This is a genomic window from Micromonospora sp. BL1 (assembly GCF_003667485.1).
GTDB lineage: Bacteria > Actinomycetota > Actinomycetes > Mycobacteriales > Micromonosporaceae > Micromonospora > Micromonospora tulbaghiae.
The window spans coordinates 1-22,781 of record NZ_RCVK01000131.1 but is presented as its reverse complement, the minus strand read 5'-3'; the positions used below and the strand labels follow the sequence as shown (position 1 = coordinate 22,781).

At 74.2% G+C, this 22,781-nt stretch carries 23 protein-coding genes; 13 read left to right on the top strand and 10 right to left on the bottom strand.

The genetic code is table 11. The features are described 5' to 3' along the window. Positions 1 to 145: 145 nt before the first annotated feature. Both EAD96_RS02510 and EAD96_RS02505 read left to right on the top strand, forming a co-directional pair. Complete coding sequence (locus EAD96_RS02510; RefSeq protein ID WP_233585374.1) at positions 146 to 1,285, top strand: zinc-dependent alcohol dehydrogenase; 1,140 nt, start codon at positions 146 to 148, stop codon at positions 1,283 to 1,285. 17 nt (positions 1,286 to 1,302) lie between these two features. Further along, a complete protein-coding gene (locus EAD96_RS02505; protein WP_120570790.1) occupies positions 1,303 to 1,872 on the top strand; it encodes a hypothetical protein in 570 nt (189 codons plus the stop codon). Here the strand turns inward: EAD96_RS02505 and EAD96_RS02500 are convergent. Then, positions 1,869 to 2,591 (bottom strand): hypothetical protein, encoded by a 723-nt coding sequence (locus EAD96_RS02500; RefSeq protein WP_120570791.1) that lies wholly within the window; start codon positions 2,589 to 2,591, stop codon positions 1,869 to 1,871. The genes EAD96_RS02505 and EAD96_RS02500 overlap by 4 nt on opposite strands. A gap of 214 nt (positions 2,592 to 2,805) precedes the next feature. Here EAD96_RS02500 and EAD96_RS02495 point away from each other — a divergent pair, with 214 nt between their 5' ends. Genes EAD96_RS02495 through EAD96_RS02485 form a run of 3 tightly spaced genes read left to right on the top strand, consistent with a single transcriptional unit; the run spans position 2,806 to position 3,957 of the window. After that, on the top strand, positions 2,806 to 3,138 hold the full coding sequence (locus tag EAD96_RS02495) for a helix-turn-helix transcriptional regulator (protein WP_121683135.1): 333 nt from the start codon (positions 2,806 to 2,808) through the stop codon (positions 3,136 to 3,138). Continuing rightward, the gene (locus tag EAD96_RS02490) at positions 3,135 to 3,611 is read left to right on the top strand and encodes an SRPBCC domain-containing protein (protein WP_121683119.1); all 477 of its coding nucleotides are present in this window, start codon (positions 3,135 to 3,137) and stop codon (positions 3,609 to 3,611) included. The genes EAD96_RS02495 and EAD96_RS02490 overlap by 4 nt, the downstream gene beginning before the upstream one ends. Beyond that, positions 3,589 to 3,957: a nuclear transport factor 2 family protein gene (locus tag EAD96_RS02485; protein ID WP_120570794.1), complete on the top strand. Its 369-nt coding sequence runs from the start codon at positions 3,589 to 3,591 to the stop codon at positions 3,955 to 3,957. The genes EAD96_RS02490 and EAD96_RS02485 overlap by 23 nt, the downstream gene beginning before the upstream one ends. Here the strand turns inward: EAD96_RS02485 and ftrA are convergent. Next, positions 3,924 to 4,925 (bottom strand): transcriptional regulator FtrA, encoded by a 1,002-nt coding sequence (gene ftrA, locus EAD96_RS02480; RefSeq protein ID WP_121683118.1) that lies wholly within the window; start codon positions 4,923 to 4,925, stop codon positions 3,924 to 3,926. The two genes, EAD96_RS02485 and ftrA, sit on opposite strands and share 34 nt — an antisense overlap. Before the next feature lie 62 nt (positions 4,926 to 4,987). Between ftrA and EAD96_RS02475 the strand changes: the two genes are divergently transcribed. Together EAD96_RS02475 and EAD96_RS02470 are read left to right on the top strand one after the other, a co-directional pair. After that, a complete protein-coding gene (locus tag EAD96_RS02475) occupies positions 4,988 to 5,452 on the top strand; it encodes a rhodanese-like domain-containing protein (RefSeq protein WP_121683117.1) in 465 nt (154 codons plus the stop codon). Positions 5,453 to 5,507: 55 nt separating this feature from the next. Next, positions 5,508 to 6,086, top strand: a complete 579-nt coding sequence (locus EAD96_RS02470) for a dihydrofolate reductase family protein (protein ID WP_120570797.1) — start codon at positions 5,508 to 5,510, stop codon at positions 6,084 to 6,086. Here EAD96_RS02470 and EAD96_RS02465 read toward each other — a convergent pair. Then, a complete protein-coding gene (locus tag EAD96_RS02465) occupies positions 6,068 to 6,778 on the bottom strand; it encodes a helix-turn-helix domain-containing protein (protein ID WP_121683116.1) in 711 nt (236 codons plus the stop codon). The two genes, EAD96_RS02470 and EAD96_RS02465, sit on opposite strands and share 19 nt — an antisense overlap. Before the next feature lie 151 nt (positions 6,779 to 6,929). On the opposite strand from EAD96_RS02465, the gene EAD96_RS02460 reads away from it, so the two are divergent. Then, the gene (locus tag EAD96_RS02460; RefSeq protein WP_121683115.1) at positions 6,930 to 7,394 is read left to right on the top strand and encodes a glyoxalase/bleomycin resistance/extradiol dioxygenase family protein; all 465 of its coding nucleotides are present in this window, start codon (positions 6,930 to 6,932) and stop codon (positions 7,392 to 7,394) included. 49 nt (positions 7,395 to 7,443) lie between these two features. On the opposite strand, the gene EAD96_RS02455 is transcribed toward EAD96_RS02460, so the two are convergent. Further along, positions 7,444 to 8,337 (bottom strand): sulfotransferase domain-containing protein, encoded by an 894-nt coding sequence (locus EAD96_RS02455; protein WP_121683114.1) that lies wholly within the window; start codon positions 8,335 to 8,337, stop codon positions 7,444 to 7,446. A 243-nt stretch (positions 8,338 to 8,580) separates the two neighbouring features. Here EAD96_RS02455 and EAD96_RS02450 point away from each other — a divergent pair, with 243 nt between their 5' ends. Together EAD96_RS02450 and EAD96_RS02445 are read left to right on the top strand one after the other, a co-directional pair. Further along, the gene (locus tag EAD96_RS02450; RefSeq protein ID WP_121683113.1) at positions 8,581 to 11,853 is read left to right on the top strand and encodes a hypothetical protein; all 3,273 of its coding nucleotides are present in this window, start codon (positions 8,581 to 8,583) and stop codon (positions 11,851 to 11,853) included. Between the two features lie 45 nt (positions 11,854 to 11,898). Then, positions 11,899 to 12,324 (top strand): VOC family protein, encoded by a 426-nt coding sequence (locus tag EAD96_RS02445; protein WP_071095991.1) that lies wholly within the window; start codon positions 11,899 to 11,901, stop codon positions 12,322 to 12,324. Positions 12,325 to 12,327: 3 nt separating this feature from the next. Here the strand turns inward: EAD96_RS02445 and EAD96_RS02440 are convergent, their stop codons facing one another. Further along, positions 12,328 to 13,317: a BtrH N-terminal domain-containing protein gene (locus EAD96_RS02440; RefSeq protein ID WP_121683112.1), complete on the bottom strand. Its 990-nt coding sequence runs from the start codon at positions 13,315 to 13,317 to the stop codon at positions 12,328 to 12,330. Further along, the gene (locus EAD96_RS02435) at positions 13,314 to 14,396 is read right to left on the bottom strand and encodes a hypothetical protein (RefSeq protein ID WP_121683134.1); all 1,083 of its coding nucleotides are present in this window, start codon (positions 14,394 to 14,396) and stop codon (positions 13,314 to 13,316) included. Before EAD96_RS02435 ends, EAD96_RS02440 begins: the two co-directional genes overlap by 4 nt. 349 nt (positions 14,397 to 14,745) lie before the next feature. Between EAD96_RS02435 and EAD96_RS02425 the strand changes: the two genes are divergently transcribed. Both EAD96_RS02425 and EAD96_RS02420 read left to right on the top strand, forming a co-directional pair. Beyond that, a complete protein-coding gene (locus EAD96_RS02425) occupies positions 14,746 to 15,687 on the top strand; it encodes an ATP-binding cassette domain-containing protein (RefSeq protein ID WP_121683111.1) in 942 nt (313 codons plus the stop codon). Next, a complete protein-coding gene (locus tag EAD96_RS02420) occupies positions 15,684 to 16,430 on the top strand; it encodes an ABC transporter permease (protein ID WP_121683110.1) in 747 nt (248 codons plus the stop codon). The genes EAD96_RS02425 and EAD96_RS02420 overlap by 4 nt, the downstream gene beginning before the upstream one ends. Here EAD96_RS02420 and EAD96_RS02415 read toward each other — a convergent pair. The 4 genes from EAD96_RS02415 to EAD96_RS02400 are packed head-to-tail and all read right to left on the bottom strand — an operon-like array spanning position 16,414 to position 21,443. Beyond that, positions 16,414 to 19,551 (bottom strand): BTAD domain-containing putative transcriptional regulator, encoded by a 3,138-nt coding sequence (locus EAD96_RS02415; RefSeq protein WP_121683109.1) that lies wholly within the window; start codon positions 19,549 to 19,551, stop codon positions 16,414 to 16,416. The two genes, EAD96_RS02420 and EAD96_RS02415, sit on opposite strands and share 17 nt — an antisense overlap. Before the next feature lie 52 nt (positions 19,552 to 19,603). Then, positions 19,604 to 20,290, bottom strand: coding sequence for a hypothetical protein (locus EAD96_RS02410; RefSeq protein WP_120570805.1), 687 nt, complete (start codon positions 20,288 to 20,290; stop codon positions 19,604 to 19,606). Beyond that, positions 20,287 to 21,108 (bottom strand): ATP-binding cassette domain-containing protein, encoded by an 822-nt coding sequence (locus tag EAD96_RS02405; protein WP_091423366.1) that lies wholly within the window; start codon positions 21,106 to 21,108, stop codon positions 20,287 to 20,289. The genes EAD96_RS02410 and EAD96_RS02405 overlap by 4 nt, the downstream gene beginning before the upstream one ends. Continuing rightward, a complete protein-coding gene (locus EAD96_RS02400) occupies positions 21,105 to 21,443 on the bottom strand; it encodes a PadR family transcriptional regulator (protein WP_013285163.1) in 339 nt (112 codons plus the stop codon). The genes EAD96_RS02405 and EAD96_RS02400 overlap by 4 nt, the downstream gene beginning before the upstream one ends. Before the next feature lie 534 nt (positions 21,444 to 21,977). Between EAD96_RS02400 and EAD96_RS31390 the strand changes: the two genes are divergently transcribed. Then, positions 21,978 to 22,565: a hypothetical protein gene (locus EAD96_RS31390; protein ID WP_233585372.1), complete on the top strand. Its 588-nt coding sequence runs from the start codon at positions 21,978 to 21,980 to the stop codon at positions 22,563 to 22,565. Positions 22,566 to 22,781 lie beyond the last annotated feature (216 nt).

The following is a 22,781-nucleotide window of genomic DNA, read 5'->3' as shown; positions in this document are numbered from 1 at the left end:
TCACGGCTGTGGCCGCCCACCCATTCTGCCCGGTGACCCCGCTCCCGTTTGTCCCTCGTCGTCGGGGGTAGCCCTCCCAGTGCTCCGGACGATCCGGGGCGAGTCGAACAGGGCACGGGCATCCGGGAGGCGTCGAGTGCGAGCAATGGTCTACCGCGGTCCGTACCGGGTGCGGGTACAGGAGAAGGACCGGCCCGTCGTGGAGCATCCCAACGACGCGATCGTGCGGGTGACACGGGCCGCCATCTGCGGCTCCGATCTGCACCTCTATCACGGGATGATGCCGGACACCCGGGTCGGGATGACGTTCGGTCACGAGTTCGTCGGCGTGGTCGACGAGGTCGGGCCGTCGGTGCGCAACCTCAAGCCCGGCGACCGGGTGATGGTGCCCTTCAACGTGTACTGCGGGTCGTGCTTCTTCTGCGCCCGGGGCCTCTACAGCAACTGCCACAACGTGAACCCGAACGCCACAGCCGTGGGCGGCATCTACGGCTACTCGCACACCTGCGGCGGCTACGACGGCGGCCAGGCCGAGTACGTCCGGGTGCCGTTCGCCGACGTCGGGCCGAGCCCGATTCCGGAGTGGATGGACGACGACGACGCGGTGCTGCTCACCGACGCGCTCGCCACCGGCTACTTCGGGGCGCAGCTCGGCGACATCGCCGAGGGTGACGTGGTGGTGGTGTTCGGCGCCGGGCCGGTCGGCCTGTACGCCGCCAAGTCGGCGTGGCTGATGGGCGCCGGCCGGGTCATCGTCATCGACCACCTCGACTACCGGCTGGAGAAGGCCGCCTCCTTCGCCCACGCCGAGACGTACAACTTCGCCGAGTACGACGACATCGTCGTGCACATGAAGAAGATCACCGACCACCTGGGCGCGGACGTCGCCATCGACGCGGTCGGCGCGGAGGCGGACGGCAACCTGCTCCAGCACGTCACCGCGGCGAAGCTGAAGTTGCAGGGCGGCTCGCCGGTGGCGCTGAACTGGGCCATCGACTCGGTACGCAAGGGCGGCACGATCTCGGTGATGGGCGCGTACGGGCCGATGTTCAGCGCCGTGAAGTTCGGCGACGCGATGAACAAGGGGCTCACGCTGCGGACGAACCAGTGCCCGGTGAAGCGGCAGTGGCCGCGCCTGTTCGAGCACATCCGCAACGGCTACCTCAAGCCCAGCGACATCGTGACCCACCGGATCCCGCTGGAGCACGTCGCCGAGGCGTACCACATCTTCTCCGCCAAGCTCGACGGCTGCATCAAGCCGCTCATCGTCCCGAACGCCGCCTGAGAGGACCGGAGCCGACCATGCCGTACACGCCGGACAAGCCGAAACTCGCCGAGTCCCCGGACGAGCTGCGTGCCCGTATCCCCGGGTGGGGCGCCGACCTCGACCCGGCCGACCGGCCCGCCGTACCGAAGGAGCGCTTCGCCCCGGAGATCACCGGCGCGCACTGGGAGTTCCCCGAGCGGCAGCCGGAGAAGTGGCCGCGCGAGCGGTCGATCGAGCACAGGTTCCTCACCCCGGTCTTCGGCACCTCGTGCCCGCCCAAGGGGCTCTCCGGCGTGATCCGCCGCTACTCGTACCGCCGGTTCAGCGAGGGCCGCGCGGCGCACTGGCTGCTGCTGCTCGCCGCCGACCGGGTCGACACCGCGGAGAGCAGGCTGGGGTCGCTGTTCAGCCGTCACCCGGACAACCCGGTGGCCGAGACGGGCGTACGCAGCGAGTTCACCCACCACGGGCTGTCGTCGCGGCGCGGCAACCGGGTCGACCGCGTGCACCACCCGCTCGACCCGGTCGTGGTCGCCGCGCCCTGGGTGCTGGCCGGAGGCGTCGCCTTCCTGCTCGTACGCCGGGTGGCGCGCCGCCGTCGTTAGCGCTGCCAGGAGTCGAGACCGCGGACCGCGGCCCGGGCGACGTCGTCGGCCAGGCCGGGGTCGTTGCTGGTGCCCTCCCAGCCCTGGTCGTGCACGACAGTGACCGCGTCGGCGACCCGGATCACGAGGATCTGGCTGGTGGTCCGGCCCTCGGCCGGGCTGCCGTCCAGGCCGGTCGCCGGCCGGCTCACGGTGACCAGCAGGGCCTCGTCCCCGGTCCCGGCCATCGGCTGGGACCGGACGGTGACGGTGCCGCCCGAGGCCTGGAACGACCGGCAGTCCGCCACCGCGCCGCGGACCCGGCGCAGGTAGTCGGCCGCGCCGGTGCCCTCGAAGGCGAAGACGGTCTGGTGCAGCGTGCCGTAGGGGACGTTCTCCGGCGGGTCTTTCGGCTGCTTGTAGGCGCTCATCATGGCGGCGCTCGCGGTGACCGACCGTCCGCCGCTGCGGAACTCCTGGTCGCACAACCCGGGCAGCGCGTCGGTGACCTCCATCGGTTGCGCGTCGGACTTGCGCAGTTCCGGCGGCAGGTCGGCGAAGGCGGACGTCGGAATCGTCACGCGCCCGCCGGACGACTGCGACGCCGACGGCGTGACGGCCGTGGGCGCCGGGGCCGCCGAGGTCGCGCCCGGCCCCGCGTCGCCGCCGCCGTCGTTCTCACCGCCGTCGCCACACGCGCCGGCCAGCAGCGCGGTGACGAGCAGGGGTACGCCAAGCATCCGCCTACGGCGACCCGGTGTCCTCACGTCGACCTCCGTCCCGTGCCCGTCCCGACGACGTTCCCGATGCCACGCCGCCCGAAACGGCCGCTCCCGTCCCTGCTTCCCCAACGCCGACACCCCGTGCCACGTTCCGGCGCGGAGGCCACCCGCCTGACCAGCAATACGCAAAGACTTGTTTGCACAAACGTGTGTTTGCGATAGCGTGCGGGTCATGCGCTCCGATCCGGACCTCGACCTCGCGTTCGCCGCCCTCGGCGACCCGGTCCGCCGCGCCCTGGTGACCCGCCTCGCCCGGGGTGAGGCCACAGTCGGCGAGCTGGGTGAGCCGTTCGACCTGACGCCGCAGGCCATCTCCCACCACGTCGGCGTGCTGCGCCGGTGTGGCCTGGTCGAGCAACGACGGGAGGGCACGCGGCGACCGTGCCGGCTGCGCGTCGACCGGCTCACCCGGCTGAGTACGTGGATCGACGAGCAGCGCCGCGCCTGGGACGACCGTCTCGACGCGCTCGAAGACCACCTCGCCCGACCGGAGGCGACCCGGTGAGGGCCCGTACCGAGCGGCACGGCGACGAGCTGATCGCCCGGCGCCACCTACCGGCCGGGCCGGACCGGGTGTGGATGGCCTTCACCTCGCCGGCGGGCATCGCCGCGTTCTGGGGCGGCTCACACGCCACGGTGCCGCGGGCGTCGGTGACTGTCGACCTGCGACCGGGCGGCGAGTTCGCGCTCGACACGCGCGCGCCGGACGGCCGGACCGGACGGCTGCGGTTCGTCTACGTGAGCATCGACAGGCCACGTGAGCTGGTTTTCGACGAGCCGGTCACCGGGCTGCGCACGACCGTCACGCTGCGGCCCGCCGGAGACGGCACCGACCTCACCGTGCACCAGCGCAAGCTCCCGCCCGAGTTGCGCACCGACCAGGCCGCCGACGGGCTCGCCTCGATCCTCGACGCCCTCGCCGCGCACCTCCGACACCACGACGATGGAGACGACAGTGACCCGAGCAACCCAGCGTGACCTGGTCGCCGAATACTTCGCCGGCTTCCGGGCCGGCGACCACGCACGCATCCTCGCCACGCTCACCGACGACGTCGAGTGGGTCATCCACGGCCACCGGACCACGCGGGGCCGGGCGGAGTTCGACGGCGAGATCGAGAATCCGGCGTTCACCGGCAGCCCGCGGCTCGACGTCGAGCGCGTGCACGAGGACGGGCCGGTCGTCGTGGTGACCGGCGAGGGCCGGGGCGTCAGCGTCGAGCACGGGCCGTTCCGGTTCGCCTTCAACGACCTGTTCACGTTCCGGGACGGGCTCATCGCCCGCGTCGACTCCTACGTCGTACCGCTGGGGGCCGCCGGGTCGTGAGCGCGGCGGCCGCCGGGCCGGGTGAAGGCCCGGCGGTACGCCGACGGCGAGGTCCGCATCGCGGCGGTGAAGTGGTGCCGGAACGTCACAGCCGTCTCGAAACCGACGGTCGTGGCGACCTCCTCGATCGGCACGGTGGTCGTCTCCAGCAGCGGCAGGCTGGCCTGGACGCGCCGGTCGATCAGCCACCGGATCGGTGTGGTGCCGGTGGCCCGCGCGAAGTGCCGCAGGTAGGTACGCGCCGACATGTGGGCCTGCCGCGCCAGCCGGTCGACTGTGATCGGGGTGCCGAGGTTCGCCAGCGCCCACGACATGCTCGCGGCGAGCCGGTCGTCCTCCGGGTCGCCGGGCACCGGCGACTCGATGAACTGCGCCTGGCCGCCCTCGCGGTGCGGCGGTACGACCAGCCGGCGGGCGACCGCGTTGGCGACCGTCGGGCCGTGGTCGCGGCGTACCAGGTGGACGCAGAGGTCGAGACCGGCGGCGCTGCCGGCGCTGGTGAGGATGTCGCCGTCGTCGACGTAGAGCACGTCCGGGTCGACGCGTACCGCCGGGTGGCGCCGGGCGAGCAGGTCGGCGTACCGCCAGTGGGTGGTGGCCCGGCGGCCGTCGAGCAGGCCGGCGCCGGCCAGCGCGAACGCGCCCGAGCAGATCGACACGATCCGGGCGCCGCGCCGGTGGGCCGCACGGAGCGCGCCGGTGAGCGCCGGTGTCGGGTCGGCGTGCACGTCGGCGACCCCGGGCACGATCAGCGTGCCGACGGCGGCGAACGCGTCGAGGCCGTGGCCGGTGTGCAGGGTGGCGCCGCCGACCAGCCGCACCGTGCCGGGGGTCTCCGCGCAGACGGTCAGCTCGTACCAGGGCACGTCGAACTCGGGGCGGGGCAGGCCGAAGACCTCGGTGACGATGCCGGTCTCGAACACCGACATGCCCTCGTACGCCAGCACCGACACGGTGGCGCGGTTCATGGCGGGATCTTAGCGAAGGGCGTCGCTCGCGCCACTGGAGCGGCCGGACGGCGGCCACCACGATGGGTGCCATGTCGAACGTCCTGCGCATTCCCGCCGCCCGCCGCGCCGACGCCCTCGCCCACTTCGCGGCCCGCCTCTCGTTCGAGGCCGACGTGAGCGACGTGCACGCCGACCTGGAGGCGGGCGTCCCCGGCCTGGTCGTGGTCGACTCGCGCTCCCTTCCGGCGTGGCGGCAGGGGCACATCCCCGGCGCCGTGCACCTGCCCACCGCCGAGGTCGCCGCGCGGGCGGGCGAGCTGGTCCCGCCGGACGCCACGGTGGTCACCTACTGCTGGGGGCCGGGCTGCAACGGCGCCACCCGCGCGGCGCTGGAGTTCGCCCGGCTCGGCCGGCCGGTCAAGGAGATGATCGGCGGGTACGAGTACTGGGTGCGGGAGGGGTTCCCGGTGCGTACCGGGGCGGGGTTCGTCCGGCGGCCCGCCGACGACCTCACCGCCCCGGCCGGCGTCTCGTGCGGCTGCTGAGGCGTGTCGGTTCCGTACAAGACGGCAGATGGCGGCCGTTCCTAGCATGGCCCGCATGCGTGATCTTGTGTACACCGGATTCATGTCGCTCGACGGCGTCGTGGACTCCCCCGGCGGCGGCCCGGGCGAGGAGCACCGCAGCGGCGGCTGGGTCGTCAAGGACGTCGAGTTCCTGCCGGAGGCGTTCTCGCTCAAGGGCGAGGAACTGGCGCAGACCACGGCGCTGATGTTCGGCCGGCGCAGCTACGAGGCGTTCGCGCCGACCTGGCGCGACTCCGAGGACCACGCCGCCTACCGGGACCTGCCGAAGTACGTGGTGTCGTCCAGTCTGCCCGAGGACGCCCTGGTCGACGGCTGGGGGCCGACGACGGTCCTGCGGAGCACCGCCGACGTGGCCGCGCTCAAGCAGGGCGACGGCGGCGACGTCTTCATCCACGGCAGCGCGGAACTCGCCCGCCGTCTCGCCGAGGCGGACCTGATCGACAGGTACCACCTGCTCGTCTTCCCGGTGCTGCTCGGCGCCGGCAAGAGCCTGTTCAGCCAGGCCGACCGGGACCGGCAGACGCTGCGTCTGCGCGACTCCGCCGCCTACCCCAACGGCGTGGTCAAGCTGATCTACGACGTGACCCGCTGAGCCGGGTCCAGCGCTATCGCACCACCGGCGCCCGCGCGCAGCTCACCGGCCGTCCGTCCGACGTACCGGCGCAGCGCGCGGGCCAGGTGCGGTTCGTCCACGTACCCGAAGCTGGTGACCGCGTCGGCGGGCGGGCCGCCGGCGGCCAGCAGCACGGCGGCGCGGCGCGCGCGGTCGATCTGCCGCACCGCGCCCCGGGTCAGGCCGGTCGCGGCGCGGAACCGGCGTTCGAGGGTACGGGGTGAGGCCGGTGGGCGGCCGCCGCGCAGGGTCTCGGTGACGAGCGGGTCGCGGACCACCGCACCGGCACGGACCAGCCGGTCGACCAGGGCCTCGGCGTCGTCCGGGCCGGGTGTGGGCCACCGGCCGCCGTCGAGCCGGAACGTGCGGCGGCTCACGTCGGGCAGCTCGGCGCCGCCGTCGACCAGCGCGGGCGTGGATACGAGCCGCAGCGAGGTGCCCACCGCGAACTCGATGCCGACGAACGTGGCGCCCTCGGGCACCGGCGCGGTGCCGGTCGCGGTCTCGGGGCCGGAGACGGCCGCGTACGAGCGCCCGTCGCGCTGCCAGAACACGAGTCCCCAGCACGGGGTCGCCACCGACGTCATCTCGTCGACCCGATCGCTGGTGCAGGCCCACACGGTGTCGATCCAGTCCGAGTCGGACGTCCGGGTGATGAACCGCAGCTCCACGGCAGGAGCATACGGCGGTCCAGGTGGGGATCATTCGCTCACCGCCTCGCACGATCCTTCGCGTTCCGGAAAGGACCGTCGAGATACGGAGGTGGAATGGACCGGTTGGGTGAGCGTTGCGCGCAGTGTGCCGAATCGCTACCGTCGCGGGATGACCGACGAGCCACCGGTACGGGTCGCGCTGCGGGTCAATGACGTAACGGCGGCCTCGACGTTGTATCAGAGTTTTGGTTTTGTCCCGGTGGGCACGGTGCCTGGCGCTGATGGTGGTCTCGCCATGGCAATCCTCCGGCGGGGTCCGTTGCAGTTGCTGGTCGACGCGCTGGTTGGCATCCCGTTCCCGGACAGCGCCCGGGAACGTCAGACGAAGACCGGCCCGCGCGGGCTCGGCGTTGTCATCGGGCTCGAGGTAGACGACATCGACGAAGCCGCCCTGCGGTGTGAAGCTGCCGGCTGCGTCATCAGTGCCGGTCCGGCGAACGCACCGTGGGGAGAGAGGTACGTCGAGTTCGAGGACCCCTTCGGCTATGCGTGGAAGTTCTTCCGAGTGACCGACTCGACGCACGACGGCTTGCAGTCTGTCCACGATCTGTGGTTCGGGCAGGCAGGCTCGTGATGATGCGTCCCCTTCCGAGCGGGACGAACACCGTACCGCCGTCACCGCTCTACCGTGCGGCGGATTCCTGCCCGTTCCGCTCGTCGTCCCGGGCGGGGTAGCCGAGGATCTCCGCGAGGTCACCGGCCGCCTTCGTGTACGCGGCGTAGATGTCGTCGTCGAAGTGGTTGCGCCAGTCGCCGGACGCGCCCTTGCGGTAGTGGGAGATCCGCCCGGGCGTCTCCTTCGACTTCTTCATCCTGGTGAAGCTGTAGCGGGCCAGCAGGGCCTCCAGCTCGGCCGGGGGCAGCGTGATGCCGCAGTGCCGCAGGAGCTGGTCGACCTCGTCGGCCTGCCGCTCGCCGGTCAGGTCCTCGTAGCGGAACAGCCGGAACGTCTCGTCGCTCGGCGCGACCGCCCAGGACCGCATCTGCCCGAACTGCTTCTTGTCGCGCAGGCGGTCGATGACGTAGAGCATGCCCTCCTTCTTCGGCAGTTCCTGGAGGGCCTTGCGTGCCTGCGGGATGTCGCCCATCGGGGCGTGCGAGTTGCGCAGCGAGAAGTAGCTGGACACGACCACGTCGCGCGGGTCGCGGATCACGAAGAACGCGCGGTAGCCGCCGGCCTTGGGCACCGCCTCGAACCGCTTGTGGGAGAGGAAGATCGCCAGGCCGATGCGGCCGGCCGGCACCGGCGCGGTCGCGCCGCCGGAGTAGAAGCGCGGGTCGTAGGGCAGCAGCCCGCTGTGGCGGTAGACGGCCGGGTCGCTGAACAACGCCTTGATCCACTGGCTGCCGGTCTTGCGGACGGTGCAGTGGAAGATGTTGTCGAACTCGCTGTGGGCCACCACCGGAACGGTGAGTCGCATACGGGCGTTGCGCGCTTCCATCTGCGCCCGCCGGGCCTTGACCCGCAGAGAATTCGGCGAATTGTGCTTGGCGAATTCGACGGCCCGATTAATCATTTCCCAACCTCATCCGGACCCCGCGGAGCAGGGGCAGCACGAACACCTTTCCGCACGTCACGCAGGTGAAGTCCGCAGACCTCGCCTGCTCCGCCCCGCGCCCCGACGCGCCGCTAGGAATATCCCCGACGGTCCGATTGATGTCAATCCCGGGCGGCTGGGAGAACGCTGAAAATCTACAATTTCCATAGGAATTGCGGAATAGGCGCGACGGGCACCCGCGGCGACCCGCGCACCGGCACAATGAGCGCCGTGCCCACCGCCACCCGCGACCTGCTCGCCGCCCTCGACCCGCTGCCCCACCGCGACCGGACGCGGCGCCTCGTGGCGTGGGCACGCATCGCGCCCGACCGGGCGCAGGTCTGCGCCGACCTGCGCCGGCACGGGCCCTACGAGCGGCGTCTCGCGCTGCTCGCCGCGCTGGCGACCCGGGACACCGCGGCCGTCCTGGCCGCGACGTTCGACCCGGAACCCTCGATCGCCGCCACCGCGCTGACCGCCGCCGTGCGGGCCGGCGTGACGCCCGCCGACCTCACCGACCGGCCGGCCGGCGCGCGGCGGCGCGTCTACCGGGCGCTGCGCCGCAACCCGGTGCCGGCCGTCGCCGACGCGCTGATCATCGGGGTACGCGAGCGGTTCGGTGACCACGAGGCCGCCGCGTTGCTGCCGGCGTGCGGCCCCGAGACGGTACGGGCGTGGCTGCCCGATCTGGAACACGCGCTGAACCCGGAACGGCTGATGCGGTCGCATTCCGACATCGTGCTGACGCGCACCGGTGAGCGGATGGCCGTGGCCCCACCGGAGTCACGCGGGCGGATCTGGGCGGAGGTCGCCGGCGCGGTGCTGCACGGCGATCCGGCGCGGGCGCTGGACCTGCTCGACGGGTACGCGCCCGAGGAGTCGCTGCCCGGCCCGCCCGTCGCGTACGGGCGGCTCGCCGCGCACGACGCCCGCCGGGTCGTCCGCCTGCTCACGTCGCCCGCACGCGCGGCCTGGCTGGCACGGACCACGCTGCCCCGGGCGCTGCTGCGCCGCCTCGCCGCGCTGCCCACGGCCGAGCTGGTCCTGCTGGCCGCCCGGCTGCGGGAGCACGACCACGCGCTGGCCGCGTTGCTGCGCGCCGTCGCGCCGAGCCGCCGCGCGGAGCTGTACGACGGGGCGCTGGCCGACACCGACACCACGGCGCTGCTGCCCGGCGCCCAGGTGATGGAGGTGCTGCCGGCGGCGGTACGGGCGCGCGAGGCGGCCCGCGTGCTGACCCTGCCGTCGGTCCGCGAGCGGGAGGAGCAGGTGCGGTTCTGGAGCGCGTACCTGCCCTGGCCGGAGGCGTCCGCGTCGGCGAGCGCGGCGCTGCGCTCGGGCGACGCGGACGAGCGGGCGGACGGCTGGCGGCTGCTGGTGGCGGCCGCGCGACGCTCCCGCGACCCGCGCACGGTGGCCCAGGTGGTGGTCCGGCTCGGCCGGCTGCGCAACGAGCAGGACCCGGTACGCGCGGCCGCGCTCACCGCGCTCGCCACTGTGGCGCCGCTGCTCACCGCCACGAGCGCCGGTGGACTGACCGGGCTCACCACCGACGCGGTCGACGCGCGGGACGCCTCGGCGACCACCACCACCGCGTTGAGCCGGCTCGCCGTCGACGTCCTCACCCACCACGTGGACGTGCCGGAACTGGTCGAATGGGCACTGCGCACGATCGACGCGGTGAGCAGCGACGCGAACGTTCCGGTGCTGCGCCGGCTCGACACCGTGCTGCGGCACGGCCAGGAGGCGGTGGTGTTCGACCGGCTGCGCGGCCGGATCGAGGCCGGCATGGCGCGCGGCCGGTACGGGCTGCTGTTCGCGTTCACCCACGCGCTCGGCCGGCGGGCCTGGCGTCTGCCGGAGCTGCAGGACCTGCTGCGCCGGACCATCGGGCCGGACACCCTGCCCGCCGTGGCCCGGACGGCGGCCGGGCTCTGGCTCGCCGATCCGCGTACCCGCTCGCGGCGCGTCGCCGAGGTGCTCGACGTCGACGCGTCGGCGATCGCGATCGGCGAGGTGTGGGCGATCGTCTGCACGTCCCGCACCGACCTGCTCGACCGGGTGCTGGACCGGCCCCCGCGCGGCCGGTTCGTGGAGAACGGGAAACGGTGGGTGCCCGGCCCGGCGCCGCACGCGCAACGGTGGCTCCCCCGCCACCAGGAACGCTTCGTGGCGCTCCAGGCGCGCGTCGTCGCCGACTCCGGTCACCGGGTGTGGCAGCGGGCGGCGGCGATCCGGGCCGCCGCCGGGGCCGGACCGGCCGGACGCGAGCTGGTGCTGCGCCACGTCGACGCGTCCGAGGTGCCGGTCGCCGAGGCGGCGCTGGGCGCGCTGGTCTGGACCGACCGGCCGGACGAGGCGTTCCCGGTGCTGCTCCGGTACGCCGACGGTGACCGGGCACGCGTCGCGCTGTACGCCGCCGGGCGGGCCGCCCGGTACGTCCCGCCGGCCCGGCTGGCCGAGCTGCTGGGCGGGGTGCTGACCGGTGCCGCGAAGGTCACCAGCCGCAAGGAGGCCGCCCGGCTCCTGGCCCGCTACGCGCAGGTGGACGTGATGGCGGCGCTCGGTGAGGCGTACGCCGATCCGGACACGCACCGCGACGTGCGCGCGGCGATCGTCTCCGCCGCCCGGCAGCGGCTGGGGACCGAGGCGGGCTGGGCGGTCCTGCGCGCGGCGGTGCACGCCAGCCGGGAGGAGCGGCGGGCGGTGCTCGGCGCGTACCCGTCCGGGATCTCGCAGCGCCACCGCCGCACCTACGCCGCGCTGGTGGTGCAGGCGTGCCGGGCCGACGACCGGGAGGTCCGCCGCGCGGCGTTCGACGCGCTCGGCGAGTGGTGGCAGTGGCTGACCGGCGTCACCGACCTGGTCGTGGACCGGCTCACCGACCCGGACGAGACGACGCCGGGCATTGGGGTGGCGAACCTGCTGCGGGCCGGCGGCGACGGGGCGTTCCGGGCCGCGCTGGCCCGGCTGGTGGAGCGGGACGCCGCCGACGACGACCCGGGCGGTCCGGCCGCCGACCGGCCCGCCCGGCGGCGCGTCGAGCTGCTCGCGGAGGGCGCGGCCCTGTGGTCCGACAGCCGCCCGGCCGCCGCCGACCGGGCCGGGCTGGTCGAGGCCGCGCGGTGGCTCGCCGGCCGGGACACCTTCCTGGGTACAGCCACCGGGCTGCTCGTCGACCTCGGCCGCCTCGACGACCTGGACGAGGTCGCCGCGCTCTGCGCGGGCCGGCCCGTGGTCGCGGTGCGCACCGCGCAACGCGTCGGCGATCGCCTGCTCACCATGCGGCGGCGGCCCGACCCGGCGGCCCTCGCCGGCACGGTGGCCCGCCTCGCCGGGCGCGGCGACCTGGCCGGTGGGCTGTTCGCGGTGGCGCTCGTCGCGCACGGGTCGGAGTTCGGCTGGAAGACACCGTGGCGGGACCTGCTCGTCGGCTTGCGCCGCCATCCGGACGCCGACGTGCGGGAGGCCGCGTACACGCTCGACATGAGCTGACCGGGCCGGGCGTCGCCCTATGCTCGGGGGGTGACGCTTCAGCGGATGGACCACGTCAGCGTCGTGGTGGACGACCTGCCGGCCGCCATCGCCTTCTTCACCGAACTCGGCATGGAGGTGGAGGGCGAGACGCCGGTCGAGGGGGCCTGGGTGGACCGGGTCAACGGCATGGACGGCGTGCGGGTGGACATCGCGATGATGCGCACCCCGGACGGCCACGGCAAGCTCGAACTGACGCGGTTCCGGGCGCCGGCGCTCGTCGCCGCCGAACCGTCGGACGCGCCGCCGAACACGCTCGGCCTGCGGTCGGTCATGTTCGCCGTGGACGACGTCGACGACACGGTGGCCCGCCTGCGGGCCCACGGCGGCGAGCTGATCGGTGAGGTGGCGGACTACGGCGACGTCTACCGGCTGTGTTACCTGCGCGGCCCGGCGGGAGTCATCGTGGCGCTGGCCCAGCAGCTCGGCTGACCGCTACCCGGCGTCCACGGCGGCCAGCACCGTCATCGCCTCGCGTTCGCGGACGGCCAGGTCGGCGAGGACCGCCGACGCGCGGGTCAGGTGGCTGGCGTCGCCGGTCCGCCCGGCGGTGGCGATGTGGTCGGCGACGGCGGTCCACAGCGGCGCGATGTCGGCGTACATCCGCTGTGCCCGCCGCACCCGCACGTCGCCGGTGACGGCGGCGGCCTCGGCGAGGAAGTCGCGGTACACGGCGCGGAACAGCGCGCCGCCGGTGCCGCCGCGTTCCATCAGCGTCGCGGCGAGCGGCAGGTCGCGGGCCGGATCGGCGGCGCGGTCCAGCCAGCGGGTCACCCGGGCGGCGGCGGTGGCGATCCCCCGGTGGCCGAGGTTGGCGATCGGCGGGTCGAGGAACGCCCCGGCGTTGGCGCGTACCGCCGCGCGGACGGCGGCGGCCAGGTCCGGCGGGCCGCCGGGCGCGGTGAGCGTGTACGACAGGTGGCGCGCGGTCATCGGTCCACGCGCGGCGCGCGCCCGCGCCAGGCTCTCCAGCGTGGTGGTCACCGCGCCGCCCTGCTGGGCGGTGTCGACCAGGTGGGCGTGGGTGTCGTCGTAGCCGTACACGGCGACCGTGTGCCCGCCGAAGTGGACCTTGGTGGTGAAGTAGTCCAGGTGGTACGAGTCCAGTTGCAGGCCGACCGGGTGCCCGGCGTCCAGCGCGTCGGTGACGTCGCGCCACGCCTTGGCCGCCGACGTCGTCTCGCGGACGCGCAGGTCCAGGCCGAGGCGGCCGGCGGCGGCCCGGGTCACGCACAGCGGCTTGGTGCGCCCGCCGAGGAACGGCACGTCCATGCTCCTGGCGTCCCAGTAGACGAAGCCGAGCCCTTCGCCGAGGCCGAACAGCATGGGCTCGGACAGGTCCAGGCCGGCGTGCCGCGTCAGCACGCCGAGCGTGGTGGTCTCGCAGTGCACTCCGGCGCGCGGCGTCACGTCGTCGAGGATCACGTCGGCTCCTGTTCCGCCGTCACGGCGTTCGGGTCGTGCGCCACGGCTGCGGCGCCCGCTTCGTGCGTCGCGACGACGGCGCCCGGGTCGTGGCCGGGGGCCGGGGACAGCAGCGGGCGCAGCGGCCCGTCGCCGGGGACGCCGGGCATCCGGCGGGCCACCCCGGCGAGCAGGTCGGCGGCCTGGACGCGCGGGTCGTCGCGCGAGTCGGCCATCACCAGCCCGGCCAGCGGCGACGGGCCGGCCGGATCGCCCGCGGCCAGTGCCGCCTGGAGGCGGCGCAGCCGGTCCTCGGTGAGGGCGCTCTGCTCGTCGTGGATCACCAGCACCCGCCACCGGCCGCCGCTCCAGTGCAGGACGGTCTCGGCCAGCGCCGGCAGCAGCGGCTCCAGCGGCGGCGGGATCGTCCGGTCGCCCGCGTACAACCGGGCCTGCACGGCTGCCACCCGGGCCGGGTCGAGCGCGTCGAGGACGGCACCGGCCTGCGTGTCGTCGACGTGGCGGCGCAGCGCGTCCCGCGCGGCGAAGAACCGTGCCACGCTCCGGTCGTCGGCCCGGTCCCGCCGCTTGGTGCGCAGCATCTCGACCACGGCGGCGAGGAAGACCGCCCAGCCGGGTCCGGCCGCCCGCCCGGCCCGGTGCAGCGCCGCCGCGGCCGGACGCCGGTCACCGGCGAGGCGGGTGCCCGCCGCGTACGACGGCTCGGCCAGCAGCAGGTCGACGACCCGGGTGGCGAGGAAGAACTCCTTGTCGACCAGGTGCACGTGCGCCCGGCCGCGCAACGCCGACAGGAACCACTCCACCGCCTCGGCGGCTTCGCGGCGGCGCAGGACCTGCCGCGACTTGACCTCGTCGGGCGAGAACCGGAACCCGGACCGCAGCGTACCGATCAACGCGGCCGCCTCGTCACGGCTCAGGTCGACGCTGGCGTGGACGATCACCGGGGTGGCCGGGTCGAGCAGGTTGGTGCCGGAGAAGCCGGACTCGTCGCAGGCGATCTCCCGCACCGCGCCGGTCAGCGCCTCGCCGGGTGGCAGCCCGCCCTGGAGCGGCAGCCTCGCACCCGTCGACCCGGCCATGCCGACCATGCTCGCCCACCCGGCCCGCGGCGGACCAGCGGTTAACCCGGATCGGGTCGGCGGCAGGCCGTGACGCGTCATTCCACCGGCCGGTAGATCGCCGCGAGGCGCGGCAGGCGGGCGCGCATCTGCTCGTCGTCGCCGAAGTCGAAGTCCTCACCGGCCGGGTCGGCCGGCGCCGGGCCGGGGGGAGCAGCGCGGTCGGCGGCGTCGAGCGCGCCCGCTCCACGATGTCCCAGAACGTCTCCCGATCCACGGCGGGACCGTACGCCGCCCCACCGACAAGCTGTCAGCGGCCGTGTCAGCGCCGTGTCAGGGCGGTGGCGGTACGGTCGCCCATGGTGGGCGCATGACGAGTTCAGCGATAGCGGTCTCCGGGCTGCGCAAGGCGTACAAGGACCGGGTGGTGCTCGACGGCATCGACCTGGACGTCCCCGCCGGGACGATCTTCTCCCTGCTCGGGCCGAACGGGGCGGGCAAGACGACGACAGTGAACATCCTGACCACCCTGATCCGCGCCGACGCCGGGTCGGTGCGGGTCGCCGGGCACGACGTGGTCACCGAGGCCAAGGCGGTCCGCGCGGCGATCGGCGTGACCGGGCAGTTCGCGGCGGTGGACGAGCTGCTGACCGGGCGGGAGAACCTGCAACTCATGGTCGACCTCGGCCCGCGCGACCGCGTGCCCGGCAAGCGGGTCGTCGCGGAACTGCTGGAACGGTTCGACCTGGTCGAGGCCGCCGACAAGCTCGTGTCGACGTACTCCGGGGGCATGCGCCGCAAGCTGGACCTGGCGATGACGCTGGTCGGCGAGCCGCGGATCATCTTCCTGGACGAGCCGACGACCGGGCTGGACCCGCGCAGCCGCCGCACCATGTGGTCGATCATCAGGGAGCTGGTGGCCGGCGGCGTGACGGTCTTCCTCACCACCCAGTACCTCGACGAGGCCGACCGCCTCGCCGACCGGATCGTGGTGCTCGACCAGGGCCGGCTGGTCGCCCAGGGCACGCCGGAGGAGCTCAAGCGCCGGATCCCCGGCACGCACGTGCGGTTGCGGTTCGGCACCGTCGCCGAACTCGACGCGGCGGCGCTGGTGCTGCCCGACGCGGTACGCGACGAGGAGGCGCTGGCGCTGCGCGTGCCCACCGACGGCGGGACCGCGGCGCTGCGCGCCCTGCTCGACCGGCTCGACGCGCACTCGATCGCCGCCGGCGACCTGTCCGTACAGACCCCCGACCTCGACGACGTCTTCCTGGCCCTGACGGGCCGCACCCCGGAGGTGGCCGCGAAATGAGCAGGAACCACTCGGTCGTCATGCTGCGCCGCAACCTGACGCACCTGCGCCGTAACCCCACCTCGGTGTTCAACGCGGTGCTGATGCCGATCATCGTCATGCTGATGTTCGTCTACATGCTCGGCGACGCGTTCTCCGTCGGCGTCGACTACGTCGACTACGCGACGCCGGGCCTGATGCTGCTGGCGGTCTGCTACGGCCTCGGCGGCACCGCGACGTCGGTCAGCTCCGACATGACCAAGGGCATCATCAACCGGTTCAAGGTCATGCACGTCTCCCGGGGCGCGGTGCTGACCGGCCACGTCGTCGCCACCGTGCTGACGAACGTCCTCGCGGTCGCGGCCCTGGTCGGGGTGGCGTTCCTGCTCGGCTTCCGCCCGGCCGCCGATCCGCTGCACTGGCTCGGTGTGGCCGGCATGGTGGTGCTGCTCAGCGTCGCCGTCAGCTGGTTCACAGTCGCGCTGGGCCTGTTCGCGAAGTCGCCGGAGTCGGCGGGCATGGCCGCCGTGCCGCTGGTCCTGCTGCCGTTCTTCAGCAGCGCGATCGTGCCGGCGGACAAGATGGGGCCGGGACTGCGGCAGTTCGCCGAGTACCAGCCGTTCACGCCGATCATCGAGACCCTGCGCGGCCTGTTGGGCGGCGCGCCGTCGGCCGGTGACGTGATCCCCGCGATCGCCTGGTGCGCCGGCATCGCGCTGGTCGGCTACCTGTGGGCGCGGTCCACGTTCACGAAGCGAGCGTGATCTCGACCAGCCGCTCCCAGCCGGTCTCCCGGCCCTGTGCGACCGCCTCGGCGAACCCCGCGTCGCCGAGGCGGTCGCGCGCCGCCGCCTCGATCCGGGGCACGTCGGGGTGGGTGCGGTCGGGCAGCCCGCGTACCGCGTCGCCCGCGCCCAGCAGCCGCGCCGCCTGGTCCGGCCGGTCCAGCCGCAACGCCAGGTCCGCGACGCCGACGAGCACCTGCGCGGTCAGCGGCGCGTAGCCGCCCTCGCGCGCCGCCCGGCACGCCGCCGCCCGATGGGTACGGGCCTGCTCGACGTCCTCGGCCAGGTAGCCCAGCAGATCCTGGGTGCCCGCCCGGACGCCGGCCAGGTCCGCCTCGTCCCCGAGCAGCGCCGACACCGCCCGCAGTTGCGCGTACGCCTCGTCCGCGTCGCCGTCGTGGCGGGCCATGTACGCCTCGGCCAGCGCCAGCTCGGCCAGCGCGCCCGGCCAGGCGACCCGGGCGGCGAGCCGTTGCGCCTCGGCCACGGCCGCGGCGCTCGCCGCCTCGTCGCCGCCCAGCCGGTACAGCCAGGCCAGCCGCGCCCGCATCCGGATCACGTCCTCGACGGCGCCGACCTCGGTGACCGCCGCGGCGGCCTGCTCGTAGTACGCGCAGGCGGCGGCGACGTCACCGCGTACGGCGATCAGCTCGGCCAGCTCGCTGAGCGCGAACGAGATCCCGAAGCGTTCGCCCACCGCCCGGAACTCGGCGAGCGCCTGCCGCAGGCACGCCTCCGCCTGCGCCGCCTCGATGCCGAGGATGACCCGCAGCTTGCCCAGGTGCAGCCGGGCAAGCGCGCGTACCCACGGGTCCTCGTGGTCGAGCAGCGACTCCCAGGCGGGCAGCAGCGCGTCCGGCTCCCGCAGCATGCGCTCCATCGGCACGACCAGGGCCAGCTCCGGGTGACCGCCGCGGCCTTCCCCGCTCAACCGGTACGCCTTGTGGATCCACTCGGCCGCGTGCTGCGCGTCGCCCGGGCCGGAACTGAGGAACAGCACCACCAGCCCGTACACCACGGCGCGGATGTGGTCGGGCACCTCGCCGGGCGTCTCGGTGGCCGCGATGATCAGTTCCATGCCCTCGGTCCGGTGGCCGCCGAGCCACCAGTACCAGCCGGCGCCGGCCGCGAGCCGCATCGCCTCGCGCCCCTCACCCGCGGCGAGCGCACCGCGCATCGCGGCGGTGATGTTGTCGTGCTCGGCTTCGAGCCGGGCGAGCCAGGTGAGCTGGTCGGCGCGGCGCAGCCGCGGCTCGGCGGTCTCGGCCAGTTCGGTGAAGTACGCCAGGTGCGCGTGGCGCGCGAGGTCCGCCTCCCCCGCCTCGGCGAGCCGCTGCGCGGCGTACTCCTTGATCGTGCCGAGCATGCGGTAGCGCGGCACGACGTCGCCGGCGGCGACCAGCAGCGACTTCTCGGTCAGCGCGGTGAGCAGGTCGAGCACGTCGCCCGGCTCGACGGCGCCGCCGGCGCAGACCCGCTCGGCCGCGTCCAGGCCCGCCCCGCCGGAGAACACCGACAGCCGGCGCAGCACCGCGCGTTCGGCGTCGGTGAGCAGTTCCCAGCTCCAGTCGACCATCGCGCGCAACGTCCGGTGCCGGGGCAGGGCGGTCCGGCTGCCACCGGTGAGCAGCCGGAACCGGTCGTCGAGCCGGGTGGCGAGCTGGTCGACGGACATGGCGCGCAGCCGCGCCGCGGCCAGCTCGATCGCCAGCGGCATGCCGTCGAGCGCGCGGCAGATCCGCGCCATCGTCATCGCCGTGCGGGCGTCCGACGCGAGGTCCCGGCGGACCGCGACGGCCCGGTCCCGCAGCAGGCGGACGGCGGGCGACGACTCGACCTCGGCGACCGCGGCGTCGCCGTCCGGCAGGCCCAGCGGCGCGACCGGCCACAACACCTCCCCGGTGATGCCGAGCGGTTCCCGGCTGGTGGCCAGGATCCGCAGCCGCCGGCACTCGCCGAGCAGCCGGTGCGCCAGCGCCGCCGCCTGCTCCACGACGTGTTCGCAGTTGTCCAGGATCAGCAGCATCTCCCGGTCCCGGATCGCCGCGACGAGCCGGTCGTCCGGTTCCGCGCTGCCCGCGTCGCCGAGCAACGCGTCGCGCAGGCCGAGCCCGGAGATCGTCGCCTGTGCCACGTCCCCGTCGGCGCCGATCGCGGCGAACTCCACCAGCCACACGCCGTCCGGCAGGTCGCCCGTCATCCGGCGTCCGGTCTCGGTGGCCAGCCTGGTCTTCCCGGAGCCACCCGGGCCGGTGAGCGTGGTGAGCCGGTGCTCGGCCACCAGCGCGCCGACGGCGGTGAGGTCGGCGTCCCGGCCGACGAAGCTGGTCAGCTCGGCGCGCAGGTTGGTCCGGCGGATGTCGTCGCGGCGAGTCGTCTCGCCCCGCAGCAGGGCGACGTGCAGCGCCGACAGTTCCGGCGACGGGTCGGCGCCCAGCGCGTCGGCGAGCGCGTCGGCGGTGCGCTGGTAGACCAGCAGCGCCTCGGTGTCCCGGCCGACCGCGGCGAGCGCACGCATCAGTGCCATGGCGAGCCGCTCGCGTACCGGATGGGCGGCCACCACGTCGGTCAGCTCCGGGATCAGGTCCGCTTCCCCGCCGAGCCCGGTCTCGGCGTCGTACCGGTCCTCCGTCGCGGTCAGGCGCAGCCGTTCCAGCCGGGTCGCCGCCGCGTCGAGCGCCGGGCTGTCGGGCAGGCCGACGTCGCGCAGCGCGTCGCCGCGCCACAGGCCCAGCGCCTCGCGCAGCAGCCGTACCCGCTGCGGCCCGTCGCCGTCGCGGGCCCGCCGGACGAGACGTTCGAACCGTACGGCGTCGACGGCGTCGGGCTCGACGGCGAGCCGGTAGCCGTCCGGCAGCCCGTCGACGGCGCCCGCCGGCAGCGCCTTGCGCAGCCGGGACACCAGCCGTTGCAGCGCGTTCGCGGCGTCGGCGGGCGGCTGCTCGCCCCAGATCCAGTCGACGAGCGCGGCCTTCGGGACCACCCGGCCGGGCTGGAGCGCGAGGGCGGCCAGCAGTCCGCGCAGCCGTGCGCCCGGCACGTCGGCCGGTAGGCCGCCGTCCGTGGTGACCTGGAACGGCCCGAGCAACCCGATCTGCACGCGCCGATCCTGCCACGGCCCGCGCCCCGGTTCGGTCCGCCGCCCCCGCCGGTCAGGTGGCCAGGCGCAGATGCCGGCGCTGCCGCAGCCGCACCGCGGCGGCCACCACGACCAGCACCGTGAGCGCGACAGCGAAGACCAGCCCGTGGGTCAGGCCCCGGGTGAGGTAGCCGCCGTCGGTGTGGTCCACGGCGTACGTGGCGAGCTCGCGGCTGAACCAGAACGGCAGCGCCCGGGTGGCGCTGCCCGCCGGGTCCATCACCATCTGGAGACCGACCACTGTCAGCAGCACCAGCGTGCCCTCCAGCTCGCGCGGCAGCACGGCGCTCAGCAGCAGGCCGAACGGCACCGACACGAACACGGTCAACGCCATGATCAGCGCGATCGCGCCGTACCGCACGTCGCGCTGGTCGACCAGGACGAGCAGGAAGTACGGCGTGGAGAGCAGCACGCCGACGGTCCAGAGCGCGAGCAGCCGGCCGAGCACCAGGTGCCGGCTGCCGTAGCCGGAGAGCCGCAGGCGGGGTTCCATGCCCCGCGCCGCGCTGCCCGCGAACAGCGCGGCGGTGCTGAGCGCCCAGGCCAGGCCGAGACAGACGAAGCGGATCGACTGCCCGAGAAAGTCGCCGCGGCGGCTCAGGTAGAAGGCCAGCGGCATCAGCAGCAGGATGACCAGCACGGTACGGCGGCGCAGCAGCTCGCGCAGGGCGGCCTCGGCCACCACGAGGGTCCGGCTCATGCGTTCCGCTCCCCGGAAAGATCAAGCACGACGTCGACCCGGTCGAGCTGGTTGAGCAGGTGGGTGACGACCACGACGGCCTTGCCGGCGTCGCGCCACCGCCACACCTCGTGCCAGAAGTCGAGGTAGGTGCCCCGGTCGAACCCCTGGTAGGGCTCGTCGAGCAGCAGCACGTCCGGCTCGCCGAGCCGGGCCAGCACCAGGTTGAGCTTCTGCCGCGTGCCGCCGGAGAGGTGCCGGGCCTGGGTGCGCCGCGGCGGTGTCCACTCCAGCCCGGCCGCCTCCGCGCGCCCGGCCCGCCGCGCCGCCGTCCGGCCCAGCCCTCGGCCGGCGCCGATGAGCACGAAGTGCTCGTCCGGGCTGAGGAACTCGGCGGTGCCGCCGTCCTGCGGGCAGTATCCGAGCGTGCCGTGCACCTCGACGGTGCCCGCCTCCGGGCTCAGCAGGCCGGCGCAGATCCGCAGGAACGTGCTCTTGCCGGCGCCGTTGGCGCCGACCACCGCCGCGATCTGGCCGGCCCGGACGGTGAGGTCGACCCGGTCCAGGACGGTGCGTCCCCGGTAGCGCTTGGTGACTCCCCGGGCGGCGAGCCGCACCGGTCCGGGCTGGCGGCGCGGCGGCCGCACGTCGGGGCCGCCGAGGCTGTCGACCACCGCCCGGGCGTACGTCTCCGGCGCGCCGAAGACCCGCAGCGGCGATTCCCCGCTGTCGAGCAGGTGGGTGGCCGCCTCGGCGACGACGTGACCGGTCAGGTCGGGCCCCACCCCGTGCCGGCGCAGCTCGCCGGTCAGGGCGGCGAGCCAGGGTTCGTGGTTCACCGCTTCGGCTCCTCGCGCAGTATCGTGCCCACGCTCGACGCGAAGGCGCTCCAGTCGATCGCGGCGGCCCGCAACGCCGCGCTGCCGGCCGGGCTGATCCGGTAGTACTTCCTCGCGGGCCCGGTCCCGCCCTCCCGCCAGTGCGCGGTGAGCAGGCCGGAGCGCTGCAACCGCAGCAGCACCGGGTAGAGGGTGCCGCCCTGCACGGCGCCCAGCCCGTGGGCCCGCAGCGCCTGGGACAGCTCGTAGCCGTAGGACTCGCCGCGGCTCAGCAGCGCGAGCACGCAGAGGTCGAGCACCCCGCGCAGCCACTGCGCCCGCCGTTCCTGGTTCATTCCGCTCCGCACTGTCCCGACCGGACGACATCCGGCGATGACGGTAGCGCCGCCATCTAGGTAGCGCAACCATCTAGTGGGCCTCCTCCGGCCCGGCGAGGCTGATAGGTTGCGCGCTCCGCACGGGTTCGACGGGGGATTGCGCATGTCCGACACGGGGGCCGGATCCGAGCAGGGACCGGCGGGGGACGCGGAACAGCGGGGAGAGACCGCCTGGATGCGGCCGGCCGGCGAGCCGCCCGGCGTTCCCGGGCCGCCACCACCGCCCGCCACCGGGCCGGGTCACGGGTCGCCCGTTGCGGGCTACGGGTCGCCCACCGCTGGTCCGCCGTACGGTCCGGCCACGCCGGCTCCGCCGTACGGGCCGTACCCGCCACCCGGCCCGCCGTCGGCCGGCCGCGGCCGCGCTCTGGTCGTCGCCGTCGCGGTGCTGAGCGTGCTGCTGCTGGTGGCGTGCTCGGGCCTGATCGGCGGCGCGTTCCTGCTGGGTTCCTCGCCCCGCGAGACGGCCGAGCGGAGCCGGCCGCGCCGCCGGTGGCGCCCTGGCGGTCGTCCGGCGCGACGCCCACGCCGGGTGCGACGGCGAGCGCGGAGCCGTCGGCGCGCGGGCCGCAGCCGAGCGACTTCCCGGCGGCGCAGATCTCCGATCTGAACGACGTGTGCGACGGGGTTCTCTACTTCCCACAGTCGCCGAGGCGCACCGGAGCGGCGCCGCACCCGGTGGCGCTGCTCGTCGGCACCGACCTGGGCACGGGCAACCGCCGCCACGACCAGGTCTACTACTACGACGAGGGCCTGTCGAAACGGGTGGAGCGGACCTGGGCGTCGGAGGACCCGAAGGTCGTGCAGATGGTCGCCTGCCTGGATCGCACGAGCACCGGCGCGACGATCCGCAAGTGCCGCTACGACGACCCGGAGCCGGACACGCTGACGCTGCTGAAGGCCACCTACCGCCTGCGGGTGTACGAGGTGGCGACCGGCCGCAGGCTGCTGGACAAGACCATGGGCGGGGACGACCAGCAGTGCCCGTACGTGGTCCTGTACGGCCAGGACAAGAAGATCTACGCCGAGGTCAGCCACCGATCGCTGCTCTCGGCGCTGCGCAACCTGGTGAAGCGGTAGACGCCGGCCCGCCGGGCCGGCGTCTACCGCTGTCGGGGTCAGAGTGTGGTTTCGCCGGTGAGGCCGAAGTAGTCGTGCCATTTGGTGGAGGGGGCGAAGGTGGTGCCGGTGGACAGGGCGACGTAGATGTCGTTGGTGGTGTTTTTGGTGAAGACGATGAGGTCGTCTTTGCCGTCGCCGTTGGTGTCGGCGAGGTAGGGGAATTCGCCGGGTAGG

Coding starts and splice junctions, on each gene's coding strand:
- EAD96_RS02455 (WP_121683114.1), bottom strand. CDS start 8,337: ATGATTAATCGGGCCGTCGAATTCGCCAAGCACAATTCGCCGAATTCT.
- EAD96_RS02420 (WP_121683110.1), top strand. CDS start 15,684: ATGAGCAGGAACCACTCGGTCGTCATGCTGCGCCGCAACCTGACGCAC.
- EAD96_RS02500 (WP_120570791.1), bottom strand. CDS start 2,591: ATGCTTGGCGTACCCCTGCTCGTCACCGCGCTGCTGGCCGGCGCGTGT.
- EAD96_RS02475 (WP_121683117.1), top strand. CDS start 4,988: ATGGGTGCCATGTCGAACGTCCTGCGCATTCCCGCCGCCCGCCGCGCC.
- EAD96_RS02470 (WP_120570797.1), top strand. CDS start 5,508: ATGCGTGATCTTGTGTACACCGGATTCATGTCGCTCGACGGCGTCGTG.
- EAD96_RS02450 (WP_121683113.1), top strand. CDS start 8,581: ATGAGCGCCGTGCCCACCGCCACCCGCGACCTGCTCGCCGCCCTCGAC.
- EAD96_RS02425 (WP_121683111.1), top strand. CDS start 14,746: ATGACGAGTTCAGCGATAGCGGTCTCCGGGCTGCGCAAGGCGTACAAG.
- EAD96_RS02435 (WP_121683134.1), bottom strand. CDS start 14,396: ATGGCCGGGTCGACGGGTGCGAGGCTGCCGCTCCAGGGCGGGCTGCCA.
- EAD96_RS02495 (WP_121683135.1), top strand. CDS start 2,806: ATGCGCTCCGATCCGGACCTCGACCTCGCGTTCGCCGCCCTCGGCGAC.
- ftrA (WP_121683118.1), bottom strand. CDS start 4,925: ATGAACCGCGCCACCGTGTCGGTGCTGGCGTACGAGGGCATGTCGGTG.
- EAD96_RS02400 (WP_013285163.1), bottom strand. CDS start 21,443: ATGAACCAGGAACGGCGGGCGCAGTGGCTGCGCGGGGTGCTCGACCTC.
- EAD96_RS02445 (WP_071095991.1), top strand. CDS start 11,899: ATGGACCACGTCAGCGTCGTGGTGGACGACCTGCCGGCCGCCATCGCC.
- EAD96_RS02410 (WP_120570805.1), bottom strand. CDS start 20,290: ATGAGCCGGACCCTCGTGGTGGCCGAGGCCGCCCTGCGCGAGCTGCTG.
- EAD96_RS02510 (WP_233585374.1), top strand. CDS start 146: ATGGTCTACCGCGGTCCGTACCGGGTGCGGGTACAGGAGAAGGACCGG.
- EAD96_RS02460 (WP_121683115.1), top strand. CDS start 6,930: ATGACCGACGAGCCACCGGTACGGGTCGCGCTGCGGGTCAATGACGTA.
- EAD96_RS02505 (WP_120570790.1), top strand. CDS start 1,303: ATGCCGTACACGCCGGACAAGCCGAAACTCGCCGAGTCCCCGGACGAG.